Genomic DNA, 20,666 nt, shown 5'->3' with positions numbered 1-20,666 from the left:
CTTTTTCAAAGCGTGGGCATTCATGTGGGGGTGCTCCCGGGGCCGACATCGAGCGTGGCCCAGCCTTCGGGCCCGAGGGTCTCGAGGGTGTCGATGTTGCGGCCGAAGATCTCCTCGGCATCGGGAAAGGCCTCGACCGCGCGGTCCACGCTCTCTTCGCGCAGCAGGTGCAGCGTGGGATAGGGCGCGCGGTTGGTGGCGTTGCCGATGTCGTCGGGCTCGGTGCCGCCGAACTGGAATTGCGGATGGAAGCTCGCGAGCTGCAGCACGCCGTCGAAGCCGGCCTTGGCGAGCCGGCGCTCGGCGCGTGCCGTGAAGTCGTTGAAATCGAGGAAGTCCGAAAGCGCGCTCGGCGCGATCAGCAATGTGGTGTCGCGCTCGGCGGCATCGAGCGCGACCAATTGCCGGGCTTCGGCCAGCAATCCGTCGAGCAGGTCGTCATGCTCGGCCGGCAGATAGGTGGCGTAGTGGATCTGGCCCTTGACGTGCACGGCCTTCGCGAACGGGCACAGGTTGAGGCCGATCACCGCGCGCTCGAGCCAGCGGCGCGTGTCGGCAACGGCCTGCTCGGCCGTGACGAAGGCATCGCCGCTCATGGCGTCGCCGCCTCCAGTGCCAGCCGCGCGCGGCCGAGCCGGCGCGCGATCGCGATGCCGGTCAACGAGCAGGCGAGCGTCGCGACCCAGGTCCAGTGCCATCCGCCAACGCGGTGCGCCACCCAGGCAACAGTCGGCGGCGCCAGGAACTGGCCCAGCGACGAGGCCTGCTGCATCAGTCCGACGGTGGTCGAGACGGTGGCCGGCCCGGGCGCGAAGCGAACGCCGAGCAGGAACAGCGTGGCCGGCACCATGCCGCCCGCGAGCGAGAAGGCGCAGACGGCCACGAAGCGCAGCGAGGCGGGCAGCCCGATGGCATCGGCGCCCGGCCCGCGCAGTTCCGCGAAGGCCGCGATGCCGCCCAGCGCCATGATCAGGAAGCCCCACTGCAGCAGCCGCTCGGGCGCGATGCCGCGCTGCAGCCAGCGCCCGCCCATGATGTTGCCGACGATGTTCATCGCGGCCGCCAGCGCCGTGAGCACCGCGTTCCAGCCGGCCGGCACGCCCGCGCCGGCATAGATCGCGGGCAGGAAGCCGATCACTGCCATCCACTGCGCCGAGTAGACGGCGAAGCTCAGCGCCGTAAGCCAGGGGCCGCGCGCGCCGACCGTGGTGCGCAGGCGCGACCAGCCGCTCTCGGGCACGGCGGCGGCGATCGGCGCGCGCTGCCGGTCGGCCGGCACCGCGACGAACAGCCAGGCCGCCGCCAGCGCCGACACCAGCGACAGCGCCCACCACCAGCCGGGCCAGCCGTTCCAGCCGATCAATACCGGGCCGAGCAACAGGGCCAGCGCCACGCCGAGGGGCATGTAGGCGCCCCAGAGCCCCAGTGCGGCCTTGTCGGCGCCCGCGGGCGTGAGGGCGCGGATCAGGCCCGGGCCCGGCATCACCGCCAGCAGGAAGCCGACGCCCTCGACGGCGCGCAGCACCAGCAGCCAGGGCACGGCCTGCTCGGCCGGCAGATGGCTGCCGACCGCGCCGCCCGCGAGGCTGGCCAGGGTCAGCACCGCCAGTCCGCCCAGCATGCTGCGGCGCAGGCCGATGGTGTCGGCCGCCAGGCCCGCGAGCAGGCCCAGCGTCATGCTCGCGACCTGGACCAGCGAGAGCAGGAAGCCGGCCTCGACCAGGCCGATGCCCAGCGAAGCCTGCAGCGCCGGCACCGCGGGCGGCAGCTTGCCCAGGTGCAGCGCGGCGCTGACGCCCGCGACCACGACCACGACCGCGAAGGCGGCCGCGGGGATGCGCGGGCGCGCGCCGGGCGATGTCATGCCGTCGGCCCGTCGGCGCGCGCAATGCCGCGCCGGCCGGTCAGCCGTTCGTGCTCGCGCATCGCGAAGCGGTCGGTCATGCCCGCGATGTAGTCGGCCACGGCACGCGGGCGGTCGGCGCGCTCGGCGAAGGACTCGGGCATCTCGGCGCCGCGCTCGAGGTAGGCATCGAACAGTTCGCGCACCACCTCGCGCGCCTGGTCGGTGGTCTGCACCACCTGCGGATGGCGGTAGAGATTGCGGAACAGGAAGCGCTGCAGGGTCTCCGACTGCGCGCGCATGCCCTCGCTGAACGCGACCACCGGCGGCGCGCGGCGCACCGCGTCGGCGTCGCCGGGTGCGAGCGCCTCGAGCGTGGCGCGGGTGGCGTCGATCACGTCGTAGACCTGGGCGCTGAGCATGCGGCGGATGGTCTCGTAGAGCACGCGGCGGCCGCTGAGCGCCGGGTATTCGGCCAGCGCCTCGCGCCGGTAGCGTTCGAACAGCTCGACCTCGGCCAGTTGCTCGACCGCGATCAGGCCGGAGCGCACGCCGTCGTCGATGTCGTGGGCGTTGTAGGCGATCGCATCGGCCAGGTTGCACAGCTGCGCCTCGAGGCCGGGCTGGGTGCGGTCGATGAAGCGGCGCGCCACGCCGCCGGGCTCGGCCGCCTCGAGCTTCTCGGCGTTGGCGCGCGAGCAGTGCTTGAGGATGCCCTCGCGCGTCTCGAAGCTGAGATTGAGGCCGTCGTACTGCGGATAGCGATGCTCGAGCGCATCGACCACGCGCAGGCTCTGCAGGTTGTGCTCGAAGCCGCCGTGCTCGACCATGCAGGCATTGAGCGCGTCCTGCCCCGCATGGCCGAAGGGCGTGTGGCCCAGGTCATGGGCCAGCGCGATGGCTTCCACCAGGTCCTCGTTGAGCCGCAGCGCGCGCGCGATGGAACGGCCGAGCTGCGCCACCTCGAGCGAATGCGTGAGCCGCGTGCGGAACAGGTCGCCCTCGTGATTGAGGAACACCTGGGTCTTGTAGACCAGCCGCCGGAACGCCGTCGAATGCACGATGCGGTCGCGGTCGCGCTGGAAGGCGTCGCGCGTGGGCGCGGGCGGCTCGGGATGACGTCGGCCGCGCGAACGCGCGGGATGCGAGGCGTAGGGCGCGAGGCTCATGGATCCGCGGGGGCGATGCCGGCCATCGGAAGGGGGTTCAGGCCGCCGCGCAGAATTGCGCGAGCACCTCGCGCACCAGCGCGTCGGGCGCGCCGCGCATGATCGCGGAACCCGGCTTGTCGATCACGACGAAGCGGATCTCGCCGCCCTCGGATTTCTTGTCGACGCGCATCAGTTCCAGGTAGCGGTCGGCGCCGAGGTCGGGACCGACCGTGGGCAGGCCGGCGCGCTGGATCAGGCGGGTCAGGCGCTCGACGAAGGCCGCATCCACGCCGCCAAGGCGCTGCGACAGCCGCGCCGCCATCACCATGCCGCAGCCCACGGCCTCGCCATGCAACCATTCGCCATAGCCCAGGCCCGATTCGATCGCATGGCCGAAGGTGTGGCCGAAATTGAGGATGGCGCGCAGGCCCGTTTCGCGCTCGTCCTGGCCGACCACCAGCGCCTTGATCTCGCAGCTGCGCTTGACCGCATGCGCGAGCGCGGCGGGATCGCGCGCCACCAGGGCCTCGATGTTCGACTCGATCCAGTCGAGGAAAGCCATGTCATGGATCGGCCCGTACTTGATGACCTCGGCCAGGCCGGCGCTGAGCTCGCGCGGCGGCAAGGTCTGCAGGGTGCCGAGGTCGCAGACCACCAGCTGCGGCTGGTAGAACGCGCCGATCATGTTCTTGCCCAGCGGATGGTTGATGGCCGTCTTGCCGCCGACCGAGGAATCGACCTGCGCCAGCAGCGTGGTCGGCACCTGGACGAAGGGCACGCCGCGCATGTAGCTGGCGGCCGCGAAGCCGGTCATGTCGCCCACCACGCCGCCGCCGAGCGCGAACAGCACGGTCTTGCGGTCGCTGCCGTGGCCGAGCAGCGCATCGAAGATCAGGTTCAGGGTCTCGAGGTTCTTGTAGGCCTCGCCATCGGGCAGCTCGAGCAGATGCACCTGCCGGAACCGGCCGGCCAGCGCCTCGCGAAGCGCCTGGGCGTAGAGCGGCGCGACCGTGGTGTTGCTGACGATCAGCGCGCTGGCCGCCTGCGGCACGACGCCGTAGGTCCGGGGATCGTCGAACAGGCCGGCGCCGATGAGGATGGGATAGCTGCGGTCGCCGAGCGGGATGTCGACGCGTTCGAGGGCGGGCGGGGAAACGGAGGCGGCGGGCGATGGCATGGCGGGAGTTTAGGCGGTGCGGCGCCGACGGGCCGAACGCCGGCGCCAAGCGCCCGGGCGCGCGAGGGTCGATGCGCCTCGGGTCGCGCGCTCAGTCCGAAGACACGGTCGGCTCGGGCCCCTCGGGATGCGCGCCGGGCGACACGATGCCCGCCAGCTCGAGCTGCATCACGATGATGTTCACGAGCGTCGCGACCGTGGGACGGCCGGTGTCGACCACGTCGTGGGCCGTCTCGCGGTAGAAGGGATCGCGCGCGTCGTGCAGCTCGCGCAGCCGGCCCAGCGGATCGGCCACCTGCAACAGCGGGCGCTTGACGTCGTGGCGCAGCCGCCGGAACAGGTCCTCGGGCGAGGACCGCAGGTAGATCACGTGGAAATGGCCGCGCAGTTGCCGGCGGTTGGCCTCGCGCAGCACCGCGCCCCCCCCGGTGGCCAGCACGCCGTGCGCGCCAGCAGCCAGCTCGGCGATCACCTGCTGCTCGAGGTCGCGGAAGGCGGCTTCACCTTCGCGCTCGAAGTAGTCGCGGATCGAGCAGCCGATGCGCTGCTCGATCTCGTGGTCGGTATCGACGAAGGGAAGGTCGAGACGCTGCCCCAGCCGCCGGCCCACCGCGGACTTTCCGGCGCCGGGCAATCCGACGAGTGCGACGGCCACGCCGTGGCTGCTACGCCCGCGCGTCAGCGCGCGGCGTTGCGGTCGGTAATCATCTTCGGGGTGATAAAGACGAGCATTTCGGTCTTGTTCGCAATGCGAGTGCGTGTGCGGAACAGCGCCCCCAGATAGGGCACTTCACCCAGCACCGGCACGCGCGACTCGTCATTGGATTCGTTGAGCTCGAAGATACCACCGATGACGACCGTGCCGCCGTTTTCGACCAGCACCTCGGTCTGGACGTGCTTGGTGTTGATGGCCGGACCGGCCGTGGTGTTGATACCCCGGGCATCCTTGCTCACGTCGAGCGTCAGAATGATGTTGCCCTCGGGCGTGATCTGGGGCGTGACTTCGAGCTTGAGCACGGCCTTGCGGAACGAGATCGAGGTGGCGCCGCTCGAGGTCGCCTGCTGGTAGGGGATTTCCTCGCCCTGCTCGATCAGGGCCTTCGTCTGGTCGGCCGTGATGACGCGGGGGCTGGAGACCAGCTTGCCCTTGCCGTCGGCTTCGAGCGCCGAGATCTCGAGGTTCAGCATGCGGGAGAAGCTGGAGTTGAACAGCGAGATGGCGAAGGTGCCCGCCGCGACGCCGTTGCCGGTGGGGTCCGACGCCGGCATGTTGACGAAGTTCGAGTTGGTCCAGGTGGTGGTGGCCGTGCTTCCGCTGCCGTTGGTGCCCTGGGTCACGACCGGCATCACGCCGATGTTTCCGAATGCCCGATTGCCGTTGGCCGACGCCACGCGTTCGCCCGCAATACCGCCCCCCAGGCGCGCGCCCAGCGACTTGCCGAAGGTATCGGTCGCTTCGACGATGCGGGCCTCGATCAGCACCTGGCGCACGGGCACGTCCAGTTTCTGGATCAGCTCCGACACCTGGGCAAGGCGGGAGGGAATGTCCGAAACGAAGAGCTGGTTGGTGCGCGCTTCCGCGATCACGCTGCCGCGCGGGCTCAGGATGCGCGTGGCCGAGCCGGAACCGCCTCCGCCCCCGGCCGAGGCTCCCGTTCCCGTCAGCCCCTGGGCGATCGTGATGGCCTTGGTGTAGTTCAACTGGAACGACTGCGTCCGCAGCGGCTCGAGGTTTTCGATCGCGGCCTTGGCCTCGAACTCGAGCTTTTCCTTGGCATTGATCTCGTCCTTGGGCGCGATCCACAGCACGCTGCCGTTCTTGCGCATGCCGAGGTTCTTGGCCTGCATGATGATGTCGAGCGCCTGGTCCCAAGGCACGTCCTTGAGCCGCAGGGTCAGCGCGCCGGTCACCGAGTCGGAGGTCACGATATTGAAGTTCGTGAAGTCGGCGATCACCTGCAGCAGCGAGCGGATCTCGATATTCTGGAAATTCAGCGACAGTTTCTCGCCCGTGTAGCCCACGCCCTGCGTCAGCTTGGTCGGGTCCACCTTGCGTGCGCGGACTTCCACCACGAACTGGTTGTCGCTCTGGTAGGCACTGTGCTCCCAGTCGCCCTTGGCCTCGATCGTCATGCGGACGCGATCGCCGGCCTGCTGGGCCGTGATCGATTGCACCGGCGTATTGAAGTCGGCGACGTCGAGGCGACGGCGCAGCCCCTCGGGCAAGGTGGATTTGGTGAACTCCGCCACCAGGGTCTTGCCCTGCTGCCGCAGATCGACGCCCACCTGGTTGTTGGCCAGGTCGATGATCACGCGGCCCGTGTTGTCGGGGCCCAGGCGGAAATCGACGTCGCGCAACGGCAGCATGTCGCGGTTGCGGTTCTCGGCGAAGGCCGCGGAGGCGGATGCCGCGAGCGCGACGCCGGCCACGGGCTCGAGCGTCACCAGCAGCGACTTGCCCTGGATCTCGGTCTTGTACGCGGTGGCCTGCTTGAGGTTGAGCACCACGCGGCTGCGCTCACCGGCCTGCACCACGTTGACCGAACGCAGGTTGCCCTGATTCATCTCGATCGCGGAGCGCCCGATGGCATTCGTGACACCGGGAAAATCAAGCGCGATGCGCGCGGGCGTCTGGACTGCGAACCCATTGGGCACCGCGGTGAGCGGTTGCGCCAGATCGATGCGGACCACCTCCGCACCCGACTGCGTCGAACTGGTCACCGCCTCGATGGCGTTCTGCGCCTGGGCCACGGCGAACGCGCCACATGCCAGCAGTCCCAGGGCGACGCTTCGCAGCCGCCGCGCCATCTTCGATTTTTCTAGGTTCATTTCGCACTCTCTTGCAACTGCAGCGATGCTGCGCGTTCGATCCATTCGCCAGCCGCGTCCTGCACGATCTCACGCAGGGCGACTTCGCTTTCGTTGATTCGGGTGATGCGGCCGTAATTGAGGCCGAGGTACTCGCCGACGCGCACCTTGTAGAGCAGCTTGTCGACCTTCAGCAGGGCCACGGGCTGCCCGTTGCGGTTCATGGTGCCGACCATCGCCATCGAATCGAGCGGGAAGGCCTCGAGGGCCTCCTTGCGGCGCGCCAGCTCGGGAGCGATCAGGTCGGAACTGCCTTGCTGGTTCGACTCTCGACGCAGCGCCTGCGTGAGCTTGAGCTTGTTGAAGGGCTCGAACGACGAGGCTTCCGTGTAGGCCTGCGGCGTGAATCGTTTCGGCTCCGCGATCGGGGCGATGCTGGGCTTGACCTGGGCACGCTGCTCCACCATCCAGCGCTGGAGATCTTCCTGTTCGGAGTCGCCGCAGCCACTCAGGCCGATCACGGCGGGCAAGAGCCACAGCAGATGGGTGGCCGTCTTCATTTCTTCTTGCCCTTCGGCGCCGCGGCACGCTTCTGGGCCATGCGCTCTTCCTCGTCGAGATAGCGATAGGTGCGCGCAGTCGCATCCATCGTCAGCACATCCTTGTCCTTCTGCGGCGTCACGCTCAGATTGTTGAGCGTGACGATGCGCGAGAGGCTCGCGATATCGGCCGCGAACGCACCCATGTCGTGATAGCGGCCAGTGACGCGCACCGCGATCGGCAATTCGGCGTAGTAGTCCTTCACCACGACCTGGCCCGGACGGAACAGCTCGAACTGCAGGCTGCGACCGAGCCCGGCCTGGTTGATGTCCGACAGCAGCGCGTCCATCTCGGCCTTGCTCGGCAACTGCTTCTCGAGCAGCGTGACGTACTGCTGCACCTGCTCGCGCTGCTTCTTCAGCAGGTCGAGATTGGCCGCCTGGGCCACCTTCTTCTGATAGTCGGCCTTGAGCGCGACTTCCTTGCCGCGCTCCGATTCGAGCTCGTCGTTCGAATTCGTGAGCCAGACGAACCACAGGGCTACCACCACGACGACGGTCAGCCCCAGGCACAGCGCATAGCGCGGCACGGAAGGCCAGCTCGCGGGGTCGTTGGTGTTGAGGCCACGGAACTGGTCGCCGAAGCGGCGCATCGCGGCGCCGACATCGACCTTGGGAGAGGAGCGGGTGCTTGCCATGATCGTCTAGCCCTTGGACTGCGCCGCGGCGGCCAGCGCCTTGTCGGCCGCCGCCTTCTGCGCGTCGGTCGGCCGCTTGAGGCCGATGCGCATGGTGAAGTTCGCCACCCGACGCTGGTCGCGCTGGTTCGCGCTCAGGCTCACGGTGGCGGAAGTGATCTCGACCAGCTCCGGCTTCACCAGCCAGGGGCTGTTGTTGCCGAGGTTGCGCAGCAGCTCCGACACGCGCTCGTTCGATTGCGCCATGCCCTGCAGCGTGACGGTCTGGTTGTCCTGCTTCATGTTCGACAGGTAGACGCCGTCGGGCAGTTGCCGCACCAGTTCGTTGAGCAGATGCACCGGCAGGTTGCGGTCGCCCTGCAGGTCCTCGACAGCCTGCTGGCGCGCGCGCAGCGCCGCGATCTCGTCCTGCAGGGTCGAGATCTCCTTGATCTCGACCTCGAGCTTCTTGATCTCGCCCTGCAGGAAGCGGTTCTTCGACTGCTGGGCCGAGATCTGGGCCTCGAACCAGAGGTAGCCCAGGCAGGCGATCAGGCCGCCGAGTAGCGCGGCGCCGGCCAGGGTGCCGAAGAAGGCCTCGCGCCGGCGCTTGCGCGCGGCCTCGCGGTGAGGGAGCAGATTGATCAGGATCACTGCAGGAACCTCCGCATCGCCAGGCCGCAGGAGGTCAGGTAGGAAGGCGCTTCGCGCCGGACCTTCTTCTCGCGGATGTTCGAACCGAGCTCCATGCCGTCGAAGGGATTCACGAGCGAGCAGGCGAAGGAGGTCTGCCGCGTCACCGCGTTGCTCAGGCCCGGCAGCGAGGCCGAGCCGCCGGCCAGCATCACGTAGTCGACGCGGTTGTGCGGCGTGCTGGTGAAGAAGAACTGCAGCGCGCGCGCGATTTCCTGGGCGATGCTCTCGACGAAGGGCTTGAGGACGCCCGAGCCATAGTCGTCGGGCAGGTCGCCGCTGCGCTTCTTGGCCTCGGCCTCCTCGGCCGAGAAGCCGTACTGGCGCACGATCATCTGGGTCAGCTGGGCGCCGCCGAAGGCCTGGTCGCGGTCGTACAGCACTTCCTGGTTGCGCAGCACCTGCATGCTGGTGGTGAAGGCGCCGACCTCGAACAGGGCGACGATCGCATCCTGGCCCTTGCCCGGCAACTGCTCGATCAGGCGCGCGGTGGCGAGGCGCGAGGCATAGGACTCGACGTCCAGGATCATGGCCTTGAGGCCCGCCGCTTCGGCCAGGCCTTCGCGGTCCTGCACCTTTTCCTTGCGCGAGGCGGCGATCAGCACTTCGACGTCGCCCGCCGAACTCAGGCTCGGCCCGGTCACGCAGAAATCGAGGCTCACTTCGTCGAGCGAGAAAGGAATGTATTGATTTGCTTCCGATTCGACCTGGATCTCGAGCTCCTGCTCGCTCATACCGCCCGGAAGAATGATCTTCTTGGTGATCACCGCCGAGGGCGGCAGCGCCAGCGCCACATTGCGGGTGCGAGTGCCGCTCTTGCGCACCACGCGGCGCACGGCCTCGGCGACTTCGTCGAACTTCTCGACGTTGCCATCGGTGATCCAGCCGCGCTCGAGCGGCTCGATGGCGCAGCGTTCCAGGATCAGCTTGCCGCTGGCTTCACGGCCGAGCTCGACCAGCTTGACGCTGGACGAACTGACATCCAGCCCGAGCAGGGGGGCGTTCTGACGACGAAACAATGTTCCAAGAGCAGCCAAGTTCTGTCCCTCTTCCCCTGCATTTGTAACCAATGGAAAAAATTGAATTCGGTTGCATGCTAGCAGCACGCCCGACGCCATCCAAGGGGCGCATCGGGACGGCAGGTCCGATCGTTGCCAAAACCTGACGTTAAAGCCTCGCTTTGTAACTTTCGGATTAGGACTTGGGACCCTGGCAAACAAGAGGGCCCGCCGAGGGGGTGGCTTTTTATAATGCGCGGTGACTCTCGGGCCCTCCATGCAAGAAAACACACGGCCAACGCCAAACTCCAAGCGCCCAGCCAACACCCCACCCGCCTCCACCCGGCCCGCCTGGCTCAAATGGCTGCTGCGCTTCGTGTTCTGGGGCCTGGGCATCGCCGCGGCCGGCGTGCTGTCGGTGATCTGCGTGGTCGCGGTGGCGCTGGCGGTCGCCTATCCGAACCTGCCCGACATCTCCGAGCTCTCCGACTACCGGCCCAAGCTGCCGCTGCGCGTGTTCTCGGCCGAAGGCATCCAGATCGGCGAATTCGGCGAGGAGCGCCGCAACCTGACGCCGATCTCCGCCATTCCCAAGGTGGTGAAGGACGCCGTGCTGGCGGCCGAGGACGCGCGCTTCTACGACCATGGCGGCGTCGACTACAAGGGCATGATTCGCGCCGGCCTCGCGAACATGAACCGCGTGAAGAGCCAGGGCGCCTCCACCATCACCATGCAGGTGGCGCGCAACGTCTACCTGAGCTCCGAGAAGACGCTCACGCGCAAGATCTACGAGGTGTTGCTGACCTTCAAGCTCGAGCACCTGCTGAGCAAGGACCAGATCTTCGAGATCTACCTGAACCAGATCTACCTCGGCAACCGCGCCTACGGCTTCGCCGCCGCCTCCGAGGCCTACTTCGGCAAGCCGCTGTCCGAGCTCACCATCGCCCAGGCCGCGATGCTGGCCGGCCTGCCCAAGGCACCCGGCGCGAACAACCCGGTGAACAACCCGCAGCGCGCGCGCGGCCGGCAGTTCTACGTGATCGACCGCATGCAGGAAGCAGGCTTCATCACCGCCGATCAAGCCGCGGCCGCCAAGAAGGAAGAGCTGCACCTGCGCGACGCCGCCGACCCGAACCGGCTGCATGCCGAGTACGTGGCCGAGACGGTGCGCCAGCTGATGTACGCGCAGTACGGCGACAGCACCTACACGCGCGGCCTCAAGGTCTACACCTCGCTCGTGGCGGCCGACCAGGCCGCCGCCTACAAGGCGCTGCGCAAGGGCATCATGGATTACGAGCGCCGCCAGATCTACCGCGGCCCCGAGAAGTTCGTCGAGCTGCCGAACGACGCCAAGGATCTCGACGAAGCGGTGGACGACGCGCTCAGCGACCATCCCGACAACGGCGACGTGATGGCCGCCGTGGTGCTCAAGGCCACGGCCAAGCAGATCGACGCGGTGCGCGGCAACGGCGACGCGGTGCAGATCACGGGCGAAGGCCTCAAGCCCGCGCAGTCGGGCCTTTCCGACAAGGCACCGCCCAACATCAAGATCCGCCGCGGCGCGGTGATCCGCGTGGTGAAGACGCCCAAGAACACCTGGGAGATCACCCAGCTGCCCGAGGTCGAGGGCGCCTTCGTCGCCATGGACCCGCGCGACGGCGCGATCAAGGCGCTGGTCGGCGGCTTCGACTTCGGCAAGAACAAGTTCAACCACGTCACCCAGGCCTGGCGCCAGCCCGGTTCGAGCTTCAAGCCCTTCATCTACTCGGCCGCGCTCGAGAAGGGCTTCACGCCCGCCACCGTGATCAACGACGGCCCGCTGTTCTTCGATGCCGGCACCACCGGCGGCCAGCCCTGGGAGCCCAAGAACTACGGCGGCGGCTACGACGGCCCGATGTCGATGCGCACCGCGCTGATGAAGTCGAAGAACCTGGTCTCGATCCGCATCCTGCAGTCGATCGGCACGCGCTACGCGCAGGACTGGATCACCAACTTCGGCTTCGAGCGCGAGAAGCACCCGGCCTACCTGCCGATGGCGCTCGGCGCGGGCTCGGTCACGCCGATGCAGATGGCGGTGGGCTATTCGGTGTTCGCCAACGGCGGCTACCGCGTCAATCCCTACCTCGTGACGCGCATCACCGACCACAAGGACAAGCTGCTGGTCGACAAGCAGCCGCCGCTGCTCAACGAGGCGCTGCGCGCCATCCCGCAGCGCAACGCCTTCATCATGGACAGCCTGCTGCAGTCGGTGGCGCGCGCCGGCACCGCGGCCAAGGCCCAGGCGATGCTCAAGCGGCCCGACCTCTACGGCAAGACCGGCACCACCAACGACTCGCTCGATGCCTGGTTCGCGGGCTTCCAGCCGACCATGACCGCGATCTCGTGGATCGGCTACGACACGCCTCGCAACCTCGGCGACCGCGAGACCGGCGGCGGCCTGAGCCTGCCGATCTGGATCAACTTCATGGAAACCGCCATCAAGGGCACGCCGGTCACCGACCTCTCGACGGCGCCGCCTTCCGGCGTGGTGAACGTGGGCGGCGAGTGGTACTACGACGACTATGCGCCGGGCCGCGGCGTGGCCAGCCTGGGGGTCGATACGGCACCGGCGGCGCCGGCCGAATCGCTGAGCGGCGCGCCGGTGAGTCCGCCGGCACCGCCCGAGGAGCGCAGCCGCATCCTCGACCTGTTCCGCAACTGAGTCCGAGCCGCGGGCCTCAGCCCGCGGCGAAGCTCAGCGACTGTCCCGCCTGCAGCGTCGCCTCGCGCGAGAGGTTGCCGAAGAACTCCTCGCCGCTCTTGGTGTCGATCCAGGCCCGGCCGTCGAAGCGATAGTGGTAGCCGCCCGAGCGCGCCGCGAGCCAGATCTCCTGCAGCGGCTTCTGCAGGTTCACGATCAGCTGGCTGCCGTTGGGAAACGAAATCGTGATCATGCCGCCCACGCGCTGGTTGTCGATGTCGGCGTCCGTGGCGTCGTTGATGCGATCGCAGCCCTGCTCGATCGCTGCCAGCGCGGCTTCGGCGCGGTCCATGTATTCGGAGTCCGTCATTACAATTTCGTTATGTTGAATGTCCACCAAATTCTAGTGAGCGCCCGCGGCCGCACTGCGCTCATGGTCTGCCTCGCCGCCACCACCCTTGGCCTGGCCGCCTGCGGACAACGCGGTGCCCTCTACCTGCCGACCGATCCGGCCGCCTCGCAGCGCGCCACGCTGCCCGACCTGCTGACGCCCAGCATGCCCGGCGGCACCAGCGATGCCACCCCGTCTTCCGGCGCCGGCCAGGCCGCGCCGAAGCCCGCCACCGCCAGCAGCGGAGCCGCCCGATGAGCACCCTTCCCCTGCCCGGCCATCCCCACATCGCGCAGCGCGACGGCGCGCTCCAGGTCGAAGGCGTGTCGCTCGACGCGCTCGCGCGCGAGCATGGCACGCCCTTGTTCGTCTACTCGAAGCAGTGGATGCTCGACGCCCTGGCCGCCTACCAGCGCGGCTTCGAGGGCCGCGACGCGCTGGTCTGCTACGCGATGAAGGCCAACTCCTCGCTCGGCGTGCTGCGCGTGTTCGCCGAGGCCGGCTGCGGCTTCGACATCGTCTCGGGCGGCGAACTCGCGCGCGTGCTCGCGGTCGGCGCCGATCCGGAGAAGATCATCTTCTCGGGCGTCGGCAAGACCCGCGCCGAGATGCGCCAGGCGCTCGCGGCTGGCATCGCCTGCTTCAACGTCGAAAGCGAGGCCGAACTCGACGTGCTCAACGAGGTCGCGCTGGCCGAGAAGGCGCGCGCGCCGATCAGCATCCGCATCAATCCCAACGTCGACCCCAAGACCCATCCCTACATCTCCACCGGCCTCAAGGGCAACAAGTTCGGCATCGCGCACGACCGCGCGGTGCAGGCCTATCGCCATGCGGCCAGCCTGCCCGGCCTCGAGGTGGTCGGCATCGACTGCCACATCGGCTCTCAGATCACCGACGCCTCGCCCTACTTCGACGCCGTCGAGCGCGTGCTCGACCTGGTCGAGGCGATCGAGGCCGCGGGCATTCCCATCCATCACCTGGACTTCGGCGGCGGCCTGGGCATCGACTACAACGGCGACACGCCGCCGCAGGCCGATGCGCTGTGGCAGCAGCTGCTCGCACGGCTCGACGCGCGCGGCTTCGGCCAGCGCAAGCTGGTGATCGAGCCGGGCCGCTCGCTGGTGGGCAATGCCGGCGTGTGCCTGACCGAGGTGCTCTACACCAAGCCCGGCGAGGACAAGAACTTCTGCATCGTCGACGCGGCCATGAACGACCTGCCGCGTCCCGCGATGTACCAGGCCTTCCACCGCATCGTGCCGCTGCGCGAGCGCGCCGGCGCGGGCGCCACCTACGACGTGGTGGGCCCGGTCTGCGAAAGCGGCGACTGGATCGGCCGCGACCGCGAGCTCAACGTGGTGGCCGGCGACCTGCTGGGCGTGCTCTCGGCCGGCGCCTATTGCATGAGCATGGCGAGCAACTACAACACCCGCGCGCGCGCGGCCGAGGTGCTCGTGAGCGGCGCGGCGGCCACGCTGATCCGCCGGCGCGAGACGATGGAAGACCAGCTGCAGGCCGAGCTGCAGGCTGCCAGGGGCTGAGCCGGGCCGCGGCTAGTTCGACGGCCGCGCCCGCGCGCCGGCTTGCGCCGCAGGCACGCCGGCCTTGCGGCCGCGCAGCCAGCGCCAGGCACGCCAGGCCAGCAGCACGCCGATGATCGCCGCGTAGACGAACACCTCGGCGAAGTTGTTCTTGCCCGCGCGCATCCAGAAGAAGTGCAGCAGGCCCAGCCCCGCGATCAGGTAGACCAGCTTGTGCAGCAGCTGCCAGCGCTTCGCGCCCATGGCCTTGATCGCGCGGTTGAACGAGGTCAGCGCCAGCGGCGTCAGCAGCACGAAGGCCGAGAAGCCCACGAGGATGAACGGCCGCTTGGCGATGTCCTTCGCGATCTCGCCCCAGTCGAACCCCATGTCGAACCACGCGTAGCACAGCAGGTGCAGCACGACGTAGAAGTAGGCGTAGAGACCCAGCATGCGGCGCAAGCGCGCGAGGCCGTTCCACTTGGTCGTCACGCGCAGCGGCGTGACCGCCAGCACGATGCACAGGAAGCGCAGGGTCCAGTCGCCGGTCGCGCGGATCAGGTACTCCTGGGGATTGGGGCCCAGCTGGTCGACCACCACGCCGTAGGCCAGCCACGCGAACGGCAGCAGGCACAGCACGAAGACGAAGGGCTTGGCGGCGGGATGCAGCAGCAGCTTGTTCATGACGTCCGGGTCGCGCCCCCGCGGGTTGCGGGGGTGCGCGCCCGCCTCAGTAGTTCTTCTTCAGGTCCATGCCCGCATAGAGCTGGCCGACCTGCGCTTCGTAGCCGTTGAACAGCAGCGTCTTGTTGCGCTTGGCGAACAGGCCGCCGCCGTCGCCGATGCGGCGCTCGGTCGCCTGGCTCCAGCGCGGATGGTCGACGTTCGGGTTCACGTTCGAATAGAAGCCGTACTCCTGCGCCGCCGCCTTGTTCCAGGCCGTGCTCGGCTCCTTCTCGACGAAGCGGATCTTCACGATCGACTTGGCCGACTTGAAGCCGTACTTCCACGGCACCACGAGCCGCACCGGCGCGCCGTTCTGGTTCGGCAGCACCTCGCCGTACATGCCGAAGGCCAGCAGCGTGAGCGGGTGCATCGCCTCGTCCATGCGCAGGCCCTCGGTGTAGGGCCAGTCGAGCACGCGCGAGCCGACGAAGGGCATGGTCTTGGGATCGGCCAGGGTCACGAACTCGATGAACCTGGCGTTGCCCTGCGGCTCGACCTTCTTGATGAGTTCGGCCAGCGAATAGCCGACCCACGGGATCACCATCGACCAGCCCTCGACGCAGCGCAGCCGGTAGATGCGTTCTTCCTGCGCGCTGAGCTTGAGCAGGTCCTCGATCGTGTACTTGCCGGGCTTCTTCACCAGCCCCTCGACCTCGACGCTCCAGGGCCGGGTCTTGAGCGTGCCGGCGTTCTTGACCGGGTCGCCCTTGTCGGTGCCGAACTCGTAGAAGTTGTTGTAGCTCGTCGCGTCCTTGTAGTCGGTGAGCTTCTCCATCGTCTGCGCACCGGGCACCGCGGATTTCGCGCCCGGCAGCGCCTCGAGCTTGTTCGGCCGCGCCGTCTGCGCCAGCGCCTCGCGGCCCGCGAAGGAGGCCAGCGCGGCACCGGCCGCGCCGCCCGCCATCAGCTTGAGCAGGTCGCGCCGCCCTTCGTAGAGGGCGCGCGGCGTGATCTCGCTGGAGCGCGGATGGATGAAGCCGCTGTTGCGGCGCGACGGACGGGAATGGAACGACATGACGGGCCTTTCGCTGGAATCGTTGTGTTCGGAAGGTAGTTCGTGGCCACCCCCGATTCGGTTACGCGCACGCGGGGCGCGCGGTTTCAATTCTTCGCGAAAGCCCGTTCGCGCGTGTCTACAGCGTGCCGTAGCTGTGCAGGCCGCTCAGGAACATGTTGACGCCGAGGAAGGCGAAGGTCGTGACCGCCAGCCCCGCGAGCGCCCACCAGGCCGCCACGGTGCCGCGCAGGCCCTTGACCAGGCGCATGTGCAGCCAGGCCGCGTAGTTGAGCCAGACGATCAGCGCCCAGGTCTCCTTCGGGTCCCAGCTCCAGTAGCCGCCCCAGGCATCGGCGGCCCACAGCGCGCCCAGCACGGTGGCGATGGTGAAGAAGGCGAAGCCGACCGCGATCGACTTGTACATGACGTCGTCGAGCACCTCGTTGGCCGGCAGGCGCGCCGCGATGCGCTTGCGCCCCAGCAGGATGCCGGCCGCGATCAGCGCCGAGATCGCCGCATAGGCCACCCAGTAGCTGCCGCCGGCTTCCTGCACGCGCTGGCGGAACGCCACCGGCACGAAGCACAGCGCCATGCCCAGCAGCCAGATCGGCGTGAGCTTGTACCAGCGGGTCTCGCCCGCCTGCTCCTTCACGAGGTAGGCGAAGGCCACCATGGCCGCGAGCGAGAAGGTGCCGTAGCCGATGAAGTTGGCGGGCACGTGCAGCTTCATCCACCAGCTCTGCAGCGCGGGCACCAGCGGCTGGATCTCGTGCGCCTGGCGCACCAGCGTGTACCAGAGCAGGAAGCCGACCGCCGCGCTGACCACCAGCATCACGAAGGCGCCCAGCGCGCGCGTGCGGTAGTGCTCCTCGTAGTAGAGGTAGAACGCGGCCGTGAGCCAGCAGAACAGCACGAACACCTCGTAGAGGTTGCTGACCGGGATGTGGCCGATGTCGGGACCGAGCTGGTGGCTTTCGTACCAGCGCACCATGGTGCCGATCAGCGCCATGGTGATGGCGGCCCAGGCCAGCCGCGAGCCGATCGCCTCGAGCGCGTCGCCCTGCTTGCCGCCGAAGAAGCCCAGCCAGTAGAACAGCGTGCTCATGAAGAACAGCACGCTCATCCAGAGGATGGCCGACTGGCTCGAGAGGAAGTACTTGAGCCAGAACACGGTGTCGGCCCGCGCCAGGTCGCCCTGGTAGGACGCGATGGCCAGCAGCGAGGCCGCCGCGACCACGATCGCCAGCACCCGCAACGGGCGCCAGAACCAGCCCATGGCGATCACGCACAGCAGCGCGCCCACCAGGATCGGCTTCTCGTAGGAATCCATCGAGCCCGCATGGCGCGCGAAGGCGAACAGGCCGCCCGCGAGCACCAGCGCCGCGAACACCCAGTCGAACAGGTTGCGCCGCGAGAGCCAGCTTTCGTTGAGCGTGAGGGTGGTGGTGTTCATGGTGAGGCTGGCTCTTCTTTCTTCAGGGCGAGCAGCTTGTGCTTGAGATGCTCGAACTCCCGATCGCTGTCGATGGTCTTGCGATTGACCGAGAACGCCATCGTCGCGGCGGTCTCGGTGGTGTTGTCTCCGGCGGCGCCGGCGGGTGTCAGCCACACCCAGAGCCGACGCTCGCGCACGTACAGCATGGCAAAAATCCCGACGATCAGCAACAGACAGCCCAGATAGACGACGTTCTTGCCGGGGGCGCGCGCCACCTGGAACACGCTGGCCTGCACCTGGGTGAAGTCGGTCATCATCATCGCGACCGGGGCCGGGTAGAAGTGGGCGTCGCTCAGCGCGATCACCGCCTGCGTGAGGAAGGCCTGCGACTTCTCGTCGCCCGGCAGCGCCGCGAGGCCCGCGCCTTCGCGGCTGAGGTTCAACACCTCGTACAGCACGTCGTTGAGGATGCGCACCAGCACCGCGCCCGCGCGCTCGCGCTCGGCCTCGGGCACGTTGCTCTCCATGAACTCGGCGATCGCCTGCCAGCCGCCCGCGGAAGCGGCATCGGCGCGCGCGGGCTCGCTGCCCGCGAACAGCGCCAGCGCGCGCGTGGCCGACACCCGCAGCTGGTCGGCCATCTCGGGGCGCTTCGGATCGCTGGCCTTGGCGATGTAGCGCTCGATGGCGCGCGCGCGCGTGGCCGGGTCCTCGAGCGCGGCGCGCATGCGCACGAAGCCGTCCATCGAGCCCTGCTCGTCGGCCGGCACGCGCAGGTAGCGGAACGGTTCCTCGGGCTTCTCGCGCATGCCCAGCAGGAACACCGGCTGGCCGTCGCCGGTGTCGACCGGCACCATGTAGTTCTGGTACTCGCGCGCCTGGCCGGCCGCGTCGCGCAGCTTGTAGCCGATGCTCGGGCCGATGTTGCGCAGCACCTTGGGCTTGTTGGTCTTGTTGGCCGCGCCCAGGCGCGACTCGATGTCGTGGCGCAGGTCGACCTTGCGCACGTCGGCGCCGCTGCCCATGGCGCCGCCGTCGGCGAAGTTCTCGACGTTGATCACGCGCAGCGCGGCGAACTCCAGCGTCAGCTTCTCCTTGCCGTTGGTGATCTCGCTGCTCGGTCCGCCGATCACGCCCTCGATCTCGAAGGGCTTGGCCGCGGCCGCCATCGGCACCGCCTTGAGTTTCACCGTCGAGCCGCCGTCGTCGAAGCTCGACTGGTAGATCTCCACGCCCTTGTAGCTGGCCGGGTGGTTGACCTCGATGCGCGCGGGCACCTGCGCGCCGGTCTCGCGGTCGTGCAGCACCACCTCGCTCGCGAACAGCTTGGGCATGCCGGTCGAGTAGTAGTCGACGATGAATTTCTTGAGCTCGATCGAGAACGGCAGCTCCTGCAGCAGCACGCCGTCGGCCTGGTTGAGGATCGCCACGCTGCCCTGCCCGCCCTCGGGCACCAGGATGTTGCCGCGGAAGGTCGGGTTGCTGGCCGACAGCCGGTGCTGCGGCGGCACGTCGGCGATCATGCCGCCGCCGGTGAACACGCTCTTGCCGTTGAACCAGGTCTGCGCGCGCACCACCAGGTCGCCGTCGAGCAGGCCGCCGATGCACACCAGCACGATCGCGCTGTGCGCCGCGATGTAGCCGAGCTTGTGGGCGCCGCCGGCTCGCGCGGCGACCATCCAGCCGGCCGGCGTCTTGCCGTCGCCCGTGGCTTCGCGCTGCTGCAGCTTGACCTTCCAGCCGCCGCTCACGAGCAGCTGGCCGATGCGGTTGGCCGCCATGTCGGGCGTTTCGCCGAGCTGCGTCTGCGCGCGCTGGCCGAAGGCCTTGAGGCTCTGGGTGCGGATGTCTTCCTTGAAGGTGCGCAGCTCGACCACGATGCGCGGCGTGTTGCGCACGATGCACAGCGTGGTGCTGATCACCAGGAACAGCAGGATCAGCAGGAACCACCAGGCGCTGTAGATCGAGTCGAGCCGCGCGGCGCGGAACACCTCGGCCCAGAACGGCCCGAACTGGTTGATGTAGTTGTTGATCGGCTCGTGCTGCTTGAGCACGGTGCCGATGATCGAGGCGATGCAGATGATCGTGAGCAGCGCGATCGCGAAGCGCATCGACGACAGCAGTTCCACCGCCGCGCGAAGCGCTTGCGGGCCGCGATGGACGCGAAGGCCGTGAGTGGAAACTGACATCGGTTGCTAGAGAAGAGAGAAGAAAAGGCGTCCGGAAGAAGCGAAACGCAAAAGGGCGGGCCATCCTGCTGGATCGGCCCGCCCTGTTTTGGGGTTGTTCTCGGCGGTTAGTTCACGCTCGCGCGTGCGGGATCAACGCAGACCGGCGATGTAGTCGGCCACGGCCTTGATTTCGCGGTCGTTGAGCTTGGCGGCCACGCCGGTCATCACGGCGTTGTTGGCACGCACCGTGGTGCCGTCGCCGCGGAAGGCCGTGAGCTGGGCCGCCGTGTAGTCGGCGTGCTGGCCGCCCAGGCGCGGGTACTGCGCGGGCATGCCGGCGCCGTTCGGGCTGTGGCAGCCGGCGCAGGCCGGGATCTGGCGGTCGGCGATGCCGCCGCGGTAGATCCGCTCGCCGAGCGCGATCGTGTCCTTGTCCTTCGAGAAGCCGGGCTTGATCTTCTTGGAGCCGACGAACCAGGCGATGTTGCGCATGTCCTCCTCGGACAGCGCCGAGGCCAGCGGCTTCATGATCGCGCTCTTGCGCTTGCCGGACTTGAAGTCCTCGAGCTGCTTGAGGATGTATTCGGGGTGCTGCTGCGCCAGCTTGGGGTTGGCCGGGATCGCCGAGTTGCCGTCCGCGTTGTGGCAGGAGGCGCAGCTCTGGCTGTTGGCCGGGGTGGCATTGAAGATGGTGTCGCCCTTGGCCGGGTCGGGCTTGGCCTTGACCGGTGTGGTCGGTGCGGCTGCCGTCTCCTCGGCAAAAGCACCAGTGCTGACTGCGGTACCAGCGATCCCCACGAGGGCCGCAAGCAGAAAATTGGCAAACAACTTCATATCGGGGGCTCGAATTTATTGGCGCAAAA

At 68.2% G+C, this 20,666-nt stretch carries 19 protein-coding genes; 3 read left to right on the top strand and 16 right to left on the bottom strand.

The window, feature by feature from the left end; genetic code table 11:
* Positions 1–20: 20 nt before the first annotated feature.
* The 10 genes from ACODT0_RS15620 to ACODT0_RS15575 all read right to left on the bottom strand — a co-directional run bounded on the left by ACODT0_RS15620 (position 21) and on the right by ACODT0_RS15575 (position 9,925).
* A complete protein-coding gene (locus tag ACODT0_RS15620) occupies positions 21–596 on the bottom strand; it encodes a DUF1415 domain-containing protein (protein WP_489041667.1) in 576 nt (191 codons plus the stop codon).
* On the bottom strand, positions 593–1,864 hold the full coding sequence (locus ACODT0_RS15615; protein WP_489041666.1) for an MFS transporter: 1,272 nt from the start codon (positions 1,862–1,864) through the stop codon (positions 593–595). Before ACODT0_RS15615 ends, ACODT0_RS15620 begins: the two co-directional genes overlap by 4 nt.
* On the bottom strand, positions 1,861–3,012 hold the full coding sequence (locus tag ACODT0_RS15610; RefSeq protein WP_489041665.1) for a deoxyguanosinetriphosphate triphosphohydrolase: 1,152 nt from the start codon (positions 3,010–3,012) through the stop codon (positions 1,861–1,863). Before ACODT0_RS15610 ends, ACODT0_RS15615 begins: the two co-directional genes overlap by 4 nt.
* A 37-nt stretch (positions 3,013–3,049) precedes the next feature.
* A complete protein-coding gene (gene aroB, locus ACODT0_RS15605; protein ID WP_489041664.1) occupies positions 3,050–4,171 on the bottom strand; it encodes a 3-dehydroquinate synthase in 1,122 nt (373 codons plus the stop codon).
* 91 nt (positions 4,172–4,262) lie between these two features.
* Positions 4,263–4,826 (bottom strand): shikimate kinase, encoded by a 564-nt coding sequence (locus tag ACODT0_RS15600; protein WP_261209802.1) that lies wholly within the window; start codon positions 4,824–4,826, stop codon positions 4,263–4,265.
* 23 nt (positions 4,827–4,849) lie between these two features.
* Positions 4,850–7,000: a type IV pilus secretin PilQ gene (locus tag ACODT0_RS15595; protein WP_296741241.1), complete on the bottom strand. Its 2,151-nt coding sequence runs from the start codon at positions 6,998–7,000 to the stop codon at positions 4,850–4,852.
* Positions 6,997–7,539 carry a pilus assembly protein PilP gene (locus ACODT0_RS15590; protein ID WP_296783071.1) on the bottom strand — a complete coding sequence of 181 codons (543 nt, stop codon included), beginning with the start codon at positions 7,537–7,539 and terminating at the stop codon, positions 6,997–6,999. Before ACODT0_RS15590 ends, ACODT0_RS15595 begins: the two co-directional genes overlap by 4 nt.
* A complete protein-coding gene (locus ACODT0_RS15585; protein WP_489041663.1) occupies positions 7,536–8,216 on the bottom strand; it encodes a type IV pilus inner membrane component PilO in 681 nt (226 codons plus the stop codon). The genes ACODT0_RS15590 and ACODT0_RS15585 overlap by 4 nt, the downstream gene beginning before the upstream one ends.
* Before the next feature lie 6 nt (positions 8,217–8,222).
* Entirely contained in the window at positions 8,223–8,849 is a 627-nt protein-coding gene (locus tag ACODT0_RS15580; RefSeq protein ID WP_261209794.1) for a PilN domain-containing protein, read from the bottom strand.
* Positions 8,846–9,925 carry a pilus assembly protein PilM gene (locus tag ACODT0_RS15575; RefSeq protein ID WP_057596021.1) on the bottom strand — a complete coding sequence of 360 codons (1,080 nt, stop codon included), beginning with the start codon at positions 9,923–9,925 and terminating at the stop codon, positions 8,846–8,848. The genes ACODT0_RS15580 and ACODT0_RS15575 overlap by 4 nt, the downstream gene beginning before the upstream one ends.
* A 238-nt stretch (positions 9,926–10,163) precedes the next feature.
* Between ACODT0_RS15575 and ACODT0_RS15570 the strand changes: the two genes are divergently transcribed.
* Positions 10,164–12,587 (top strand): penicillin-binding protein 1A, encoded by a 2,424-nt coding sequence (locus ACODT0_RS15570; protein WP_489041662.1) that lies wholly within the window; start codon positions 10,164–10,166, stop codon positions 12,585–12,587.
* Positions 12,588–12,603: 16 nt separating this feature from the next.
* On the opposite strand, the gene cyaY is transcribed toward ACODT0_RS15570, so the two are convergent.
* Positions 12,604–12,936 carry an iron donor protein CyaY gene (gene cyaY / locus ACODT0_RS15565; RefSeq protein ID WP_261209787.1) on the bottom strand — a complete coding sequence of 111 codons (333 nt, stop codon included), beginning with the start codon at positions 12,934–12,936 and terminating at the stop codon, positions 12,604–12,606.
* Between the two features lie 63 nt (positions 12,937–12,999).
* Here cyaY and lptM point away from each other — a divergent pair, with 63 nt between their 5' ends.
* The gene (lptM, locus tag ACODT0_RS15560; protein ID WP_489041661.1) at positions 13,000–13,215 is read left to right on the top strand and encodes an LPS translocon maturation chaperone LptM; all 216 of its coding nucleotides are present in this window, start codon (positions 13,000–13,002) and stop codon (positions 13,213–13,215) included.
* A complete protein-coding gene (gene lysA, locus ACODT0_RS15555; protein ID WP_296741181.1) occupies positions 13,212–14,495 on the top strand; it encodes a diaminopimelate decarboxylase in 1,284 nt (427 codons plus the stop codon). The genes lptM and lysA overlap by 4 nt, the downstream gene beginning before the upstream one ends.
* A 12-nt stretch (positions 14,496–14,507) precedes the next feature.
* Here lysA and msrQ read toward each other — a convergent pair whose 3' ends face one another.
* From msrQ to ACODT0_RS15530, 5 genes are all read right to left on the bottom strand, one after another.
* Entirely contained in the window at positions 14,508–15,158 is a 651-nt protein-coding gene (gene msrQ, locus ACODT0_RS15550) for a protein-methionine-sulfoxide reductase heme-binding subunit MsrQ (protein WP_489041660.1), read from the bottom strand.
* 46 nt (positions 15,159–15,204) lie between these two features.
* The gene (gene msrP, locus ACODT0_RS15545; RefSeq protein ID WP_261209780.1) at positions 15,205–16,215 is read right to left on the bottom strand and encodes a protein-methionine-sulfoxide reductase catalytic subunit MsrP; all 1,011 of its coding nucleotides are present in this window, start codon (positions 16,213–16,215) and stop codon (positions 15,205–15,207) included.
* A 118-nt stretch (positions 16,216–16,333) separates the two neighbouring features.
* Positions 16,334–17,650: a c-type cytochrome biogenesis protein CcsB gene (gene ccsB / locus ACODT0_RS15540; protein ID WP_261209778.1), complete on the bottom strand. Its 1,317-nt coding sequence runs from the start codon at positions 17,648–17,650 to the stop codon at positions 16,334–16,336.
* Complete coding sequence (locus ACODT0_RS15535; protein ID WP_489041659.1) at positions 17,647–19,821, bottom strand: cytochrome c biogenesis protein ResB; 2,175 nt, start codon at positions 19,819–19,821, stop codon at positions 17,647–17,649. Before ACODT0_RS15535 ends, ccsB begins: the two co-directional genes overlap by 4 nt.
* Positions 19,822–19,953: 132 nt before the next feature.
* Positions 19,954–20,637, bottom strand: coding sequence for a c-type cytochrome (locus tag ACODT0_RS15530; protein WP_261209774.1), 684 nt, complete (start codon positions 20,635–20,637; stop codon positions 19,954–19,956).
* Positions 20,638–20,666 lie beyond the last annotated feature (29 nt).

This window comes from Variovorax sp. FG153, assembly GCF_057809595.1.
Note: the sequence above shows the minus strand (reverse complement) of the source record. Positions and strands in the feature narration are given on the sequence as shown.